This is a genomic window from Serratia sp. PAMC26656 (assembly GCF_016469055.2).
GTDB classification, from domain to species: Bacteria; Pseudomonadota; Gammaproteobacteria; order Enterobacterales; family Enterobacteriaceae; genus Serratia; species Serratia plymuthica.
Map to the genome: position 1 here is coordinate 4623460 of NZ_CP150486.1, position 13592 is coordinate 4637051.

Annotated in this window: 11 protein-coding genes and 1 other RNA gene; 3 read left to right on the forward strand and 9 right to left on the reverse strand. The window is 57.9% G+C overall.

Annotation, left to right across the window (positions count from 1 at the left end; translation table 11 throughout):
- Window positions 1-74 precede the first annotated feature (74 nt).
- The 7 genes from gcvP to JEM67_RS22870 form a co-directional block, all read right to left on the reverse strand.
- Window positions 75-2954, reverse strand: coding sequence for an aminomethyl-transferring glycine dehydrogenase (gene gcvP / locus JEM67_RS22840; protein WP_199637890.1), 2880 nt, complete (start codon window positions 2952-2954; stop codon window positions 75-77).
- 212 nt (window positions 2955-3166) lie between these two features.
- Window positions 3167-3553 (reverse strand): glycine cleavage system protein GcvH, encoded by a 387-nt coding sequence (gene gcvH / locus JEM67_RS22845; RefSeq protein ID WP_013814396.1) that lies wholly within the window; start codon window positions 3551-3553, stop codon window positions 3167-3169.
- 39 nt (window positions 3554-3592) lie between these two features.
- Entirely contained in the window at window positions 3593-4690 is a 1098-nt protein-coding gene (gcvT, locus tag JEM67_RS22850; RefSeq protein WP_199637894.1) for a glycine cleavage system aminomethyltransferase GcvT, read from the reverse strand.
- Between the two features lie 552 nt (window positions 4691-5242).
- A complete protein-coding gene (gene ubiI, locus JEM67_RS22855; RefSeq protein WP_199637896.1) occupies window positions 5243-6445 on the reverse strand; it encodes an FAD-dependent 2-octaprenylphenol hydroxylase in 1203 nt (400 codons plus the stop codon).
- A gap of 87 nt (window positions 6446-6532) precedes the next feature.
- Complete coding sequence (gene ubiH / locus JEM67_RS22860; protein ID WP_013814399.1) at window positions 6533-7711, reverse strand: 2-octaprenyl-6-methoxyphenyl hydroxylase; 1179 nt, start codon at window positions 7709-7711, stop codon at window positions 6533-6535.
- A 4-nt stretch (window positions 7712-7715) separates the two neighbouring features.
- Window positions 7716-9029 carry a Xaa-Pro aminopeptidase gene (gene pepP / locus JEM67_RS22865; RefSeq protein ID WP_013814400.1) on the reverse strand — a complete coding sequence of 438 codons (1314 nt, stop codon included), beginning with the start codon at window positions 9027-9029 and terminating at the stop codon, window positions 7716-7718.
- Between the two features lie 60 nt (window positions 9030-9089).
- Complete coding sequence (locus tag JEM67_RS22870) at window positions 9090-9668, reverse strand: YecA family protein (RefSeq protein ID WP_041416347.1); 579 nt, start codon at window positions 9666-9668, stop codon at window positions 9090-9092.
- A 320-nt stretch (window positions 9669-9988) separates the two neighbouring features.
- On the opposite strand from JEM67_RS22870, the gene zapA reads away from it, so the two are divergent.
- The 3 genes from zapA (at window position 9989) to JEM67_RS22885 (ending at window position 11179) form a co-directional block, all read left to right on the forward strand.
- On the forward strand, window positions 9989-10318 hold the full coding sequence (gene zapA / locus JEM67_RS22875) for a cell division protein ZapA (protein WP_004931621.1): 330 nt from the start codon (window positions 9989-9991) through the stop codon (window positions 10316-10318).
- Between the two features lie 41 nt (window positions 10319-10359).
- A non-coding RNA gene (gene ssrS / locus JEM67_RS22880) (6S RNA) lies at window positions 10360-10542 on the forward strand.
- A 28-nt stretch (window positions 10543-10570) separates the two neighbouring features.
- Window positions 10571-11179 (forward strand): 5-formyltetrahydrofolate cyclo-ligase, encoded by a 609-nt coding sequence (locus tag JEM67_RS22885; RefSeq protein WP_199637899.1) that lies wholly within the window; start codon window positions 10571-10573, stop codon window positions 11177-11179.
- Window positions 11180-11223: 44 nt separating this feature from the next.
- On the opposite strand, the gene serA is transcribed toward JEM67_RS22885, so the two are convergent.
- Both serA and rpiA read right to left on the reverse strand, forming a co-directional pair.
- Window positions 11224-12462, reverse strand: a complete 1239-nt coding sequence (serA, locus tag JEM67_RS22890; RefSeq protein ID WP_199637902.1) for a phosphoglycerate dehydrogenase — start codon at window positions 12460-12462, stop codon at window positions 11224-11226.
- Between the two features lie 325 nt (window positions 12463-12787).
- Window positions 12788-13444 carry a ribose-5-phosphate isomerase RpiA gene (gene rpiA, locus JEM67_RS22895; protein WP_006327765.1) on the reverse strand — a complete coding sequence of 219 codons (657 nt, stop codon included), beginning with the start codon at window positions 13442-13444 and terminating at the stop codon, window positions 12788-12790.
- Window positions 13445-13592: the final 148 nt, after the last annotated feature.

The following is a 13592-nucleotide window of genomic DNA, read 5'->3' on the forward strand; positions in this document are numbered from 1 at the left end:
TCACTGCGGCCCGGCAATAAAAAAGGGACACCGCATGATGCGGTGTCCCTTGCTAACAAACTTTGCCGAATGTGTTATTCGTATTCGCTCATTGGCACGCAGGAACAGAACAGATTACGGTCGCCATACACGTCATCCAGACGCTTCACGCTCGGCCAGTATTTATTCTCACGCACACCGGCGATAGGGAACACCGCCAGTTCGCGGCTGTAGGCATGCTGCCAATCGCTGACCAGCTCCGCCTGAATGTGCGGCGCGTTCACCAGCGGGTTGTCTTCCAGCGGCCATTCGCCTTTCGCTACCCGGTCAATCTCTCTGCGGATGGCCAGCATCGCGTCGATAAAGCGATCCAGTTCCACCTTGCTTTCCGATTCGGTGGGTTCGACCATCAGCGTGCCCGCGACCGGGAACGACATGGTCGGCGCATGGAAACCGTAGTCAATCAGGCGCTTGGCGATGTCCATTTCGCTGATGCCGGTCTCTTCTTTCAGCGGGCGAATGTCGAGAATACATTCATGCGCCACGCGATGGTCGCGGCCGGTATACAGCACCGGATAGGCATCTTTCAGGCGGGTTGCGATGTAGTTGGCGTTGAGGATCGCCACCTGGCTCGCCAGTTTTAACCCTTCCGCGCCCATCATGCGGATGTACATCCAGCTGATTGGCAAAATAGAAGCGCTGCCGAACGGTGCGGCGGACACCGCGCCCTGCTGAGTGGTTACGCCGTCGATCTGCACCACGCTGTGACCCGGCACGAACGGAGCCAGATGCGCTTTGACGCCGATCGGGCCCATGCCCGGGCCGCCGCCGCCGTGCGGGATGCAGAAGGTTTTATGCAGGTTGAGGTGCGAGACGTCTGCGCCGATGTAACCCGGCGTGGTGATGCCGACCTGAGCATTCATGTTGGCACCGTCGAGATACACCTGGCCGCCGAACTGATGAACGATCTGACACACTTCACGGATGGTTTCTTCGTACACGCCGTGGGTCGACGGGTAGGTCACCATGATGCAGGACAGTTCTTCGCCCGCCTGTTCCGCCTTGATGCGCAGATCGTGCAGATCGATGTTGCCGTTCTTGTCACAGGCCACTACCACGACGCTCATGCCCGCCATCTGGGCGGAAGCCGGGTTGGTGCCGTGCGCCGAGCTTGGGATCAGGCAAATATGGCGGCCCGCTTCATTACGGCTTTCGTGGTAACGGCGGATCGCCAGCAGGCCGGCATACTCGCCCTGCGCGCCAGAGTTCGGCTGCATGCAAACCGCGTCGTAACCGGTCAGTTGCACCAGCCACTGCGACAGCTGGCCAATCATCTGCTGATAGCCTGCCGCCTGCTCTGGCGGGCAGAATGGGTGCAGTTCGGAGAACTCAGGCCAGGTGATCGGGATCATTTCCGCCGCAGCATTCAGTTTCATGGTGCAGGAACCGAGCGGGATCATCGCCTGGTTGAGCGCCAGATCTTTGCGCTCCAGACGGTGCATGTAACGCATCATCTCGGTTTCGCTGTGGTAGCGGTTGAATACCGGATGGGAGAGGATCGGATCCTTGCGCAGCATTGCCGGCGGGATCGACTGGCTGTTTTTGCTCACCGCCGCGTCCAGCGCGTCGATGTCCAGACAGTGGTTGTCTCCGGCCAGTAAAGCGAACAGTGTCTGCACGTCTTCACGCGAAGTGGCTTCGTCCAGCGTGATGCCGACCGCACCGTGGATGTCGGTGCGCAGGTTGATGCCAAAGCTCAGCGCGCGTTCCAGCACGGCGGCCTTGTCTTTGACTTCCACCGTCAGGGTATCGAACCAGGTTTTATGACGCAGCGCCAGACCGGCCTGCTGCAGCCCGGCGGCCAGAATGTCGGTCAGGCGATGGATACGCCCGGCAATGCGCTGCAGGCCCTGCGGGCCGTGGTACACCGCGTACAGGCTGGCGATGTTGGCCAGCAGCACCTGCGAGGTACAAATGTTCGAGTTGGCCTTTTCGCGGCGGATATGTTGCTCACGGGTTTGCATCGCCATACGCAGCGCGGTGTTGCCGGCGGCGTCGCGGGAAACGCCGATAATGCGGCCCGGCATTGAGCGTTTGAATTCATCGCGGCAGGCGAAGAAGGCAGCGTGCGGGCCGCCGTAGCCCATCGGCACGCCAAAGCGCTGCGCGGAACCGAAGACCACGTCTGCACCCTGTTTGCCCGGTGCGGTCAACAGCACCAGCGCCATGATGTCGGCCGCCACGCTGGTAACGATTTTGCGGGTTTTCAGCTCAGCCAGCAACGCGCCGTAGTCGTGCAACTCGCCGGTGGTGCCCACCTGTTGCAGCAGCACGCCGAACACGCCCTGCAGATCCAGCACCTTCTCGGCTTTATCGACGATCACTTCAAAGCCGAAGGTTTCGGCGCGGGTGCGTACCACGTCCAGCGTTTGCGGGTGCACATCGTCGGCCACGAAGAAGCGGTTAGCGTCTTTCAGCTTGCTGGCGCGCTTGGCCAGCGCCATCGCTTCGGCGGCAGCGGTGGCTTCGTCAAGCAACGAAGCGGACGCCAGATCCAGACCGGTCAGATCAAGGGTCACCGTCTGGAAGTTCAACAGTGCCTCAAGACGGCCCTGCGACACTTCCGGTTGATATGGCGTATACGCGGTGTACCAGCCCGGATTTTCCAGCATGTTGCGCAGGATCACCGGCGGCGTCAACACCGCACTGTAGCCCATACCGATATAGGATTTGTAGCGCTGATTCTGCGAGGCAATCGCCTTCAGTTCGGCCAGCGCCTGATGTTCAGTCGCCGCATCGCCCACCGGCGGCGGCCCTGGCAGTTGAATGTCTGCCGGCACAATCTGTTGGATCAGCGCGCTGAGCGTGCGTGCGCCCACCGCTTCCAGCAACTGCTGCTGTTGTTGCGCAGAAGAGCCGATGTGGCGTTCGATGAACGCTTCGCTGTGTTCAAGTTGGCTGAGTGTCTGAGTCATTGCTACAAATTCCTGAATGCTGACGGGGTACGGGATATAGCCTGAACTAAAACGCCCTGCTATCAAATCATAGGTAGAGGCGTTACATACTCAATGGATTTCAAGCTGCCGCCAGGCGACCGGCTTGCTTATCCCCAGGCGCTTACTTAAGTCACTGGGGTAAGCAAGTGCAGATAACAACGCTGCAGCTTGAAAGACCAAGAGTATGTCGATTACTCGTCGATAGAAGCCTGGTAGGCACCGGCATCCAACAGCTTACCGAGCTCGGCGGCATCGGAAGCCTTGATGCGGAACAGCCAACCATCGCCATAAGGCTCGCTGTTAACCAGCTCCGGAGAGCTTTCCAGCGCGTCGTTGACGGCGATGATTTCACCGCTGATTGGCGCATAAATATCGGAAGCGGCCTTAACCGACTCCGCCACGGCGCAGTCGTCACCGGCGGTCACTGCCGCGCCAACGTCTGGCAGATCGACAAACACCATGTCGCCCAGCAGTTCCTGCGCGTGTTCGGTGATGCCTACCACGTATTCGCCATTGCCTTCGTCACGCACCCATTCGTGGGATGCCGCGTATTTCAATTCTGTTGGCACATTGCTCATCGCCAGCTACTCCTTCGAAGAAATAAGAGAATAAAAAAATCAATTAATCAGTGACTTACCGGCTCTAACAAAGCCAGGTTTGGTGACCTTGACCGGCATTTCGCGGTTGCGGATTTGCACGATAGCCTGCTCGCCGATACCGGCGGGCACGCGCGCCAGGGCAATGCTGAAGCCCAGGGTTGGCGAGAAGGAGCCGCTGGTGATCACCCCTTCGTGCGCCTGACCTGCCGCGTCGGTGAAACGCACCGGCAGCTCATTACGTAATACGCCTTTTTCCGTCATGATCAAGCCGACCAGTTGTTCTGTGCCCTGTTCCCGCTGCTGTTCCAGCGCGTCGCGGCCGATGAACTGGCGATCTTCCGGCTGCCAGGCGATGGTCCAGGCCATGTTGGCAGCCAGCGGCGAAACGCCTTCGTCCATCTCTTGGCCGTACAGATTCATGCCCGCTTCCAGGCGCAGCGTGTCGCGCGCGCCGAGGCCGGCCGGTTTAACGCCCGCCGCCAGCAGCTTTTGCCAGAAATCCGCCGACTGCTCTTTCGGCAGGGCGATTTCATAGCCCGCTTCGCCGGTATAGCCGGTGGTGGCAATGAACAGATCCCCGGCTTGTACGCCGAAGAAGGGCTTCATGCCTTCAACCGCGTTTTTTTGCTCCGGGGTAAACAGGGTAGCGGCGCGTTCTTTGGCCTGTGGGCCCTGCACCGCAATCAGCGCCAAATCGTCACGCACCCTCAGCTCAATGCTGTAAGGCGCTGCGTGTTCTTCGATCCAGGCCAGGTCTTTGTCGCGCGTGGCGGAGTTCACCACTAGGCGGAAATAGTCTTCAGTAAAGAAGTAAACGATAAGATCGTCGATCACGCCGCCGGACGCATTCAGCATGCCGGTGTACAGCGCTTTGCCAGGTTGAGTGAGTTTGGCGACGTCATTCGCCAGCAGATAGCGCAGGAACTCGCGGGTGCGGGCACCGCGCAGATCCACAATGGTCATATGGGAGACGTCGAACATACCGGCATCCTGACGCACGGCGTGGTGCTCATCGATCTGGGAGCCGTAATGCAGCGGCATCATCCAGCCATGAAAATCTACCATGCGCGCACCGCACGCCACGTGCTGGTCGTACAGTGGGGTTTGCTTTGCCATCTTTTCCCTCATTTCACTCAGTAGCTGAAGTTAGGGTGCTGCCACGCAATACGTCAGATCATGGCTCGCGGGCCGGGTTACGTGGCGCACTGACTGCCCAACAGAAACGCTGCGCCGAAACGTACGGAAACTGTGGCTAACCGTCGTGACGCAAACGATACCTTTGTTCTGACGTTATCACCGAACGACCACATTAACCATAAGTTAAAATAGGCTTGGCGGTGTCCGTCGCCAGTAAAACGCCGGGCTAGTGTGCAGAGTTTTTAACTGGAAAAATGCGCTTTAAGGCACAAAAACAACAATTGAAGCACCAAAAATCCGAAGTTATATAACAAACCAACGGCCAGTCACGGGATTTCGACTTTTGATAACCGGTTATTGAATTAGAAAAAGTAATGCTAAAACCGGGATGAAATTAGATTATTTCAAATGAAGGGTTATATAAGGAAAAGCTATGGGTATAAGGAGCCGTACCCGACGCGCCTGGAGCGCCAGACACAGAATTGAAGAGGGATTGCAGAGGCCGGAGCGCCAGCCTCTTTCATAAGCCGGTTAAGCCAGCCACTCCGGCAAATCGCTCAGGCCCATTGCCTGGCGCACCAGTTTCGGCTTCACGCCCGGCAGGCTGTCGGCCAGACGCAAACCGACATCGCGCAGCAGTTTCTTCGCCGGGTGATTGCCGTCGAAGAGCTCACGGAACCCTTGCATACTCGCCAACATCACGGCCGCGCCATGTTTGCGGCGGCGCTCATAGCGACGCAGGTACAAATGTTGGCCAATGTCCTTGCCCTGACGTTGCAGGCGCCGCAGTTCGGCGATCAGCTCGGCGGCGTCCATAAAGCCCAGGTTCACCCCTTGGCCGGCCAACGGATGCACGGTATGCGCCGCATCCCCCACTAACGCCAGACGGTGCGCGGCAAAGCTGCGCGCGTAACGCCCGGTCAATGGGAAGGTCTGGCGCTCACTTTCAAGCCGACAGACGCCGAGGCGCAGATCGAACGTCATCGCCAACTCACGGTTAAATTGTTCCGGATCCAGTTGCTTCAGACGATCCGCTTCTTCCGGCGCTACCGACCACACGATAGAGCACAGATGCGGATCGCTGAACGGCAGAAATGCCAGAATGCCATCGCCATAAAACACCTGCCGCGCCGTCGCCAGGTGCGGCTCTTCGGTACGAATGGTGGCCACCAGCGCATGATGGCGGTAATCCCAGAAGGTCAGCGGAATATCGGCGTGCTGACGCAACCAGGAATGCGCGCCGTCGGCCCCCACCACCAGCCGGGCAGTCAGCATGCGGCCATCTTCAAGCGTGATAAAGGCATCGTTCTCGCCCCAAGCCACCTGTTTTAGCGCCGCCGGGGTGATCAGCGTGACATCGCTAAGGCTTTCCGCACGCTTCCACAGCGCCTGCTGGATTACCGAGTTTTCAATGATGTGGCCGAGGTGACTGAAGCCGCATTCATCGCCGCGAAAGGCGATCTTGCCGAAGCTGTCGCGATCCCACACTTCCATCGCGTTGTAGGCGCTGGCACGCAGGGCGAGGATTTCGTCCCACACGCCAATATGCTGCAGCAGACGCTCGCTGGCGGCGTTGATGGCGGATACGCGCAGCGCCGGCTGTTCCTGCGGCGGCGTCATTTCCGGTTGCCGGTGCTCCAGCACCGCAACGCGCAGGCCGCTGCCTTGCAGGCCACAGGCCAGTGCCAACCCCACCATACCGCCGCCGGCGATAACCACGTCAAATGATTGCATGCTGCTTAATTTCCTTAAATGACTCGCTGCGCAGCGATTGCGCGGCGTTCCGGGCGCAGTACGCTGCGCCCCTGCTTATACACCAGCCTAGCGTTCCACCCAGCCCAGCGTGCGTTTGGCAAAAGCATCACGCACCGCCGGCAGCTGTTCCATCGCCATCAGGCCCAGATTGCGGCCGACCACTAAAGGACCATAACGATTGGCGAACAGCCGGATCAGACCGTCGGTCACGCCGACCGTCGCCTGCTGATCTTTCTGCCGCCGCTGCTGATAGCGGCTCAGCAGCGCATAGCCGCCAGGATCTTCGCCCGTCTGCTCCGCCTCTGCCAGCGTTTCCGCCAACGACATCACATCGCGCAGACCCAGATTGAACCCCTGACCGGCAATCGGATGCAGCGTCTGCGCGGCATTGCCCACCAGCGCCAGCCGATGGCTGACATGCCGGCTGGCGGTCAGCAGACTGAGCGGATAGCTGTGGCGTTTGCCGGTTTTGACGATCCGGCCCAGCCGCCAGCCAAACGCCTGTTGCAGCTCACTGATAAAGCGGGCGTCATCCCAACCATCGACCTCGGCGCGATCTTCACGCGCATGGCACCACACCAGCGAACTGCGGCCCTGAGACATCGGCAACAGCGCCAATGGCCCATAGCGGGTGAAACGTTCGAAGGCTCGCCCTTGCGGGTCCTCTGAAGTGGTGACGTTGGCGATGGTGGCAAACTGCGGATATTCACTTTGTTGCCACTGTACATTGCAGGCCTGTGCCAGCGCTGAACGCGATCCGTCCGCCGCCACCAACAGTTGCCCGTTGATGCGCCGTCCGTTATCCAACAGCACTTCGGCGCGGTCCGCAGTACGCAGCACGTCGACCACCCGTGCCGGGCAGTGCAGCGTGACGCCGGGCGCTTTGGCCAGCAACGCGAACAGCCGTTGGCCGGCGTCGTGCAATTCAATTACCTGACCAAGCGCATCGACCTGATAATCTTGCGCGTACAGGTTAACAAACCCGGCGTGGCCGCGATCGCTGACGTGCACATGGGTAATGGCCGTCGCGCAGTCGCGCAGCGCCGGCCAGACGCCGATACGCGTCAGTTGCTGGCAGGTACCCTGCGCCAAGGCGATGGCGCGGGCGTCAAACCCCGGATGGCTGCGGTCGTCCGGCCGCGTAGCTTCGACCAGATCAACCGCCATCCTTCCCTGGGTCATCGACGAGATGGCCAGCGCCAACGTCGCCCCCGCCATGCCGCCGCCAACGATAATTACGCTCATCCGCTTACCTTGCCGCCGCCATCAGCGCTTCAATAGCATCAGCATCTTTCACTACGCCGGCGGTCAGGTTTTCATTGCCGCCGACGGTGATCACAATGTCGTCTTCAATGCGAATGCCGATGCCGCGGTATTGTTCCGGCACGTCTGCGTCCGGTGCAATGTACAAGCCCGGCTCGACGGTCAGCACCATGCCCGGTTTCAGCTCGCGATCGCGGGCCGGCGTGACATAATTGCCGACGTCGTGCACGTCCAGCCCCAGCCAGTGGCCCAGCCCGTGCATATAGAACTGACGGTGCGCTTGTTCAGTAATCAGTTGATCCACTTCGCCTTTCAGGACGCCCAGTTCCACCAGCCCGGTAATCATGATACGCACGACCTCGTCGTTCGCCTCACGGATGCTGGCACCCGGTTTTAACAGTTCCAGAGCCCGCATCAGCGACGCCAGCACGATGTCGTACAGGGCACGCTGCGGCTGGCTGAACTTGCCGTTGACCGGGAAGGTACGGGTGATGTCGCCGGCATAGCCTTTATACTCGCAACCGGCGTCAATCAGCACCAGATCGCCATCGCGCAACTCACTCTCGTTTTCGGTGTAGTGCAAGATGCAGGCATTCTCGCCGCCGCCGACGATGGTATTGTAAGACGGGTAACGGGCGCCAAGGCGGGTAAACTCATGCAGGATCTCCGCCTCAAGCTGATACTCGAACATCCCAGGGCGACATTTTTCCATCGCGCGGGTATGAGCCAGCGCGCTGATCTCACCGGCGCGACGCATTACTGCCAGTTCTTCAGCGGATTTGAACAGGCGCATTTCGTGCAACCACGGACGCCAGTCGGTGATGGTCGCCGGCGCTTGCAGGTTCTGACGGAAGCCTTTGCGCAGCTTGTCCAGCGCCGAAAACAGGATCTGATCGGCATAGGCGTATTCGCCCTGCGCGTGATAAACCACGTCCAGACCATTGAGCAGCAAGTGCAATTGATCGTTGATTTCATCGAACGACAGCGCGCGATCCACCCCGAGCTTAGCCGGTGCGGCATCCTGGCCGAGGCGACGGCCAAACCAGATTTCCGCCGTCAGATCGCGCACCCGGTTGAACAACACGCTGTGGTTATGCGTTTCGTCGCTCTTCACCAGAATCAACACCGCTTCCGGCTCGTTGAAACCGGTCAAATACCAGAAATCGCTGTTCTGACGGTAGGGATATTCAGTATCTGCACTGCGCGTCGCTTCCGGCGCAGAGAAAATAATTGCCGCGCTGGCCGGAGCCATTTTCGCCAACAACGCCTGACGGCGGTTGTTGAATTCCTGCTGAGTCATCACCTTCTCCTGAAATCAATCGGCCTGTGCTCACGGCCTCTATGGGCGTGGTATCGGGGGTTAGTGCAAGGTCGGTTTGACATTCTCCGGCGCCGTCGGCTTGCGGCGGGTAAATTCGGTATGGCACAAAATAGCCGCCACCCGCACATACTCCACCACTTCTTCCAGAGAGTGTTCCAGCTCTTCCTGATCTTCGTCTTCGTCGTAACCCAGTTGAGCGATATTGCGCAGATCGTCGATCGCCTCACCCACTTCGTCTTTCACCTGGGCCAGTTTCGGTTGCATCATCCCCAACCCGAGCAGGAAATGGTTCACCCAGCCGCCCAGCGCATCGGCGCGATCGAACACGCTGACCGTTTCGCCTTCCGGCATCATCAGTTGGAACATGAAGTCGTCGTCGTCCAGCGTTTCACGCGTAATTTCATAAAGTTGCTGGATCGGCAGGCTCAATGCCTGCGGAAAGGCCACGCCTTCGTTAGTCAGATCATAGACCAGCGTTTGCCAGCCGGCGTCGCGGCTGCCACCGCACAACAGGCCGCTGATCAAACCGTGCATTTCTGCTGCGGTCAACGCCACCGCTTGCTGGTTGAGAGCAGCGGTCAAAGATTGGTAACTTGGAAATGTATTCTGTATAGACATGCGCATTCGTCATCGTTGGCAGGATAAGTTCGTGTTATGCTACCACCAAGGTCCATCGCTGTACCAGATAAGCGCGACACCTCAGTGGCTAGTTATAATCGTGATGCGCCAGAACTCACACAGTGCCGGCAGGGATCAAAATGACGCTAAATACGCATTTTGAAACCCTTTTTTGACTGGCAATGTCTGTCGCGGTAGATTACAACCAGGTACTGAAAAAGGGGTTGTATCTTGGTACCGAGGTATATATAGTGGCGCCCGCTTTGGTGGCTCGGTAAGGGCAAACTGGGGCTGGCGCGAAATTTAGGCAGGAAGGTGGCATGTCTGCACAACCGGTAGATATTCAAATTTTTGGCCGCTCGTTAAGAGTCAATTGTCCGCCAGAACAACAAGATGCGTTGAACATGGCGGCGGACGATCTTAACCAACGGTTGCAAGATCTTAAAGTTCGCACTAGAGTCTCAAATACTGAGCAACTGGTTTTTATCGCGGCATTGAACGTATGTCACGAACTTGCTCAAGAACGGTTGAAAACCCGTGATTATGCGTCCAATATGGAACAACGCATTCGTATGCTGCAACAGACCATTGAACAGGCTTTGCTTGAACAGGGTCGCATCTCTGAACGTCAGGATGCACAATTCGAATAACTTAAATTGCTGAAATCCAAGATTTCGGCAATGAGTAAAAAATTTCTCTGAGATGTTCGCCAGCGGGCCAGTCCCCTGAGCCGATATTTAGTACCAACAGAATGTGATGATCCGCGATCGGTGTGCATGCTCGGCCCGCCGAGAAGCCTTAAGATTGCGACAGCACGTTCACCTTGAACCATGGGTTCAAGGGTTACAGCCTGCGACGGCATCTCGGAGATTCCCCCTTCCTCAGCGGTATGTGTGCTGATTATGTCTTTTCAATCCCAATATGCCCAACAGCGGCAGAATATCCGAAACCGAATCCGTCAACGCCGACGCGCCTTAACGCCTGAACAACAACATGATTTTGCTTTGCAGATGGCCGATCGTATCGCTGCGCATCCGCGTATTCTGGCGGCGCAGAGCGTTGCTGTCTTCTTGTCGTTTGACGGCGAACTGGATACCGCTCCGCTGATCGAACGGTTATGGCGGCAAGGCTTGCAGGTTTATCTGCCGGTTCTGCACCCGTTCAGCGCCGGCAATCTGCTGTTCCTGCGCTATGCCCCGGATACGCTCTTGGTGAACAACCGCTTCAATATCCTTGAGCCACAGCTCGACGTACGCCACGTATTACCTGTCGGTGAACTCGATGTGGTGCTGACGCCACTGGTCGCCTTTGACAGCGCAGGCCAGCGTTTGGGGATGGGCGGCGGGTTCTATGATCGCACTCTGCAAAACTGGCAGCTTACAGGCCTCTACCCGATAGGGTTGGCGCATGACTGTCAGCAGGTGGAAAAGGTCCCGGTGGAGCATTGGGATATCCCGCTACCGGAAATCATCACCCCGTCGCAGAATTGGGTGTGGCGGGAGCAGGAATAGCAAAAGGCCGGATAAATCCGGCCTTTTCGTTAACGCGCGAACACTCAGAACAACAGGCGGGCGCGAATGGTACCGGCAATCGCCTTCATGCGCTGCAATGCGGCGTCAGCACGTTCGGTTTCCGCTTCGATATCGATAACCACGTAGCCGATTTCCGGACCGGTTTGCAGGTACTGCGCGGCGATGTTAACCCCTTCTTCAGCGAAGATCTGGTTAATCTGCGTCAGCACGCCAGGACGGTTCTCGTGAATGTGCAGCAGGCGGCTGGCGTTCGGGCCATGCGCCGGCAGCGACACTTCCGGGAAGTTAACCGCCGACAGGGTCGAACCGTTGTCGGAGTATTTCGCCAGCTTGCCCGCCACTTCGTCGCCGATGTTCTCCTGCGCTTCCTGAGTGGAGCCGCCGATATGCGGAGTCAGAATCACGTTGTCGAACTCGCACAGCGGCGAGTTGAACGGCTCGCTGTTGGTCGCAGGCTCTTCCGGGAAGACGTCGATCGCCGCACCGGCCAAATGTTTGCTGGCCAGTACCTTGCACAGCGCAGGGATATCCACCACGGTGCCGCGCGAGGCGTTGATCAGAATCGAGCCCGGCTTCATCAGCGCTAGCTCTTCTGCACCCATCATGTTCTTGGTCGACAGGGTTTCCGGCACGTGCAGCGTCACCACGTCGCTCATATTGAGCAAATCGGACAGGTGCCTTACCTGCTGGGCATTACCCAACGGCAGCTTGTTTTCGATGTCGTAGAAAAACACCTTCATGCCCAAGCCTTCGGCCAGGATACCCAACTGAGTGCCGATATGGCCGTAGCCGATAATCCCCAGCTTCTTGCCACGTGCTTCGAACGAACCGACGGCCAGTTTCTGCCACTCGCCACGGTGTGCCTTGGCGTTGGCGGAAGGAATGCCGCGCAGCATCAGCAACAGCTCGCCCAGCACCATTTCGGCCACGGATCGGGTATTGGAGAAAGGTGCGTTAAACACCGGAACGCCGCGTTTGGTCGCCGCTTTCAGATCAACCTGGTTAGTGCCGATACAGAAACAACCCACCGCCACCAGTTTTTCGGCGGCAGCGAAAACTTCTTCGGACAGATGCGTACGCGATCGGATGCCGACGAAGTGAGCATCGCGGATGGATGCCTTAAGCGCTTCGGTGTCTAACGCACCTTTGTGATATTCAATGTTGGTATACCCGGCCGCACGCAGATTATCTACCGTGCTTTGATGAACCCCTTCCACCAACAGGAATTTAATCCTGTCTTTCTCCAATGATACTTTTGCCATTTACCCGACCCTATATTCAGACTTCAGAAGCGGCTGTTGTGGAACAGCACGCATCCAACATAACAAAAATAACGCGGGCGGCAATACAAACGATTGCCTGCCCGTCAGTACAAGGCTCAGCGTTGTTGCTGGTTTTTGGCAGAAAATGCCAAAGGGAAAGAAATAGACAGAAGCTTTGTGGAGCCAAGGCTCACAATGTGACATATGTCACCAAATTTGGCGCTTTTAATAAAAGATATTTTAGCCAGTGAATTATGCGGTCAGGCAGGATCCAAGACCGCATACAAGATAAAGGCGCACTATACGCGCCTCCATAGCATGGGGGTTATTCAACCACCTTCACGCCGTCAGGCGTACCGACCAGCGCCACGTCCGCGCCACGGTTGGCGAACAGGCCGACGGTCACCACCCCGGCGATGCCGTTGATTTTGTTTTCCAGCGCAATGGCATCCATGATGCTCAGGTTATGCACATCGAGGATCACGTTGCCGTTGTCGGTCAGCACGTTCTGACGGTACTCCGGCAGGCCGCCCAGCTTCACCAGCTCACGCGCCACATAAGATCGCGCCATCGGGATCACTTCCACCGGTAACGGGAACTTGCCCAGCACGTCTACCTGTTTGCTGGAGTCGACGATACAGATAAACTTGCGCGCGATGGCGGCAATGATTTTTTCACGCGTCAGCGCCGCGCCGCCGCCTTTGATCATCTGCATCTGGCGGTTGATTTCATCTGCGCCGTCGACGTAAATATCCAACGAATCCACTTCGTTGCTGTCGAACACGTGGATACCCAGGCTTTTCAGCTTGGCGGTAGAGGCGTCGGAGCTGGACACCGCCCCTTCGATCTGGTGCTTGATGGAGCCGAGTGCGTCAATAAAGTGGGCGGCGGTAGAGCCGGTGCCTACCCCAACGATGGTGCCCGGGGTAACGTAATCCAGCGCTGCCCAGCCAACCGCTTTTTTCAGTTCATCCTGCGTCATGATATGTCCATTGCCTCTGTACGAAAACGTGTGCGTATTATAGGGTAAATCGCTATTTTTCACTCCGGCAGGATCACACTTCTTCACCCTAAGCCGCATTTTTAGGCGCGCCGCAGCAGGATAGCCCCGTGATTTTTCCACCTGTAAA

Coding starts and splice junctions, on each gene's coding strand:
- pepP (WP_013814400.1), bottom strand. CDS start 9,029: ATGACTCAGCAGGAATTCAACAACCGCCGTCAGGCGTTGTTGGCGAAA.
- zapA (WP_004931621.1), top strand. CDS start 9,989: ATGTCTGCACAACCGGTAGATATTCAAATTTTTGGCCGCTCGTTAAGA.
- JEM67_RS22885 (WP_199637899.1), top strand. CDS start 10,571: ATGTCTTTTCAATCCCAATATGCCCAACAGCGGCAGAATATCCGAAAC.
- gcvH (WP_013814396.1), bottom strand. CDS start 3,553: ATGAGCAATGTGCCAACAGAATTGAAATACGCGGCATCCCACGAATGG.
- ubiI (WP_199637896.1), bottom strand. CDS start 6,445: ATGCAATCATTTGACGTGGTTATCGCCGGCGGCGGTATGGTGGGGTTG.
- JEM67_RS22870 (WP_041416347.1), bottom strand. CDS start 9,668: ATGTCTATACAGAATACATTTCCAAGTTACCAATCTTTGACCGCTGCT.
- serA (WP_199637902.1), bottom strand. CDS start 12,462: ATGGCAAAAGTATCATTGGAGAAAGACAGGATTAAATTCCTGTTGGTG.
- gcvT (WP_199637894.1), bottom strand. CDS start 4,690: ATGGCAAAGCAAACCCCACTGTACGACCAGCACGTGGCGTGCGGTGCG.
- rpiA (WP_006327765.1), bottom strand. CDS start 13,444: ATGACGCAGGATGAACTGAAAAAAGCGGTTGGCTGGGCAGCGCTGGAT.
- gcvP (WP_199637890.1), bottom strand. CDS start 2,954: ATGACTCAGACACTCAGCCAACTTGAACACAGCGAAGCGTTCATCGAA.
- ubiH (WP_013814399.1), bottom strand. CDS start 7,711: ATGAGCGTAATTATCGTTGGCGGCGGCATGGCGGGGGCGACGTTGGCG.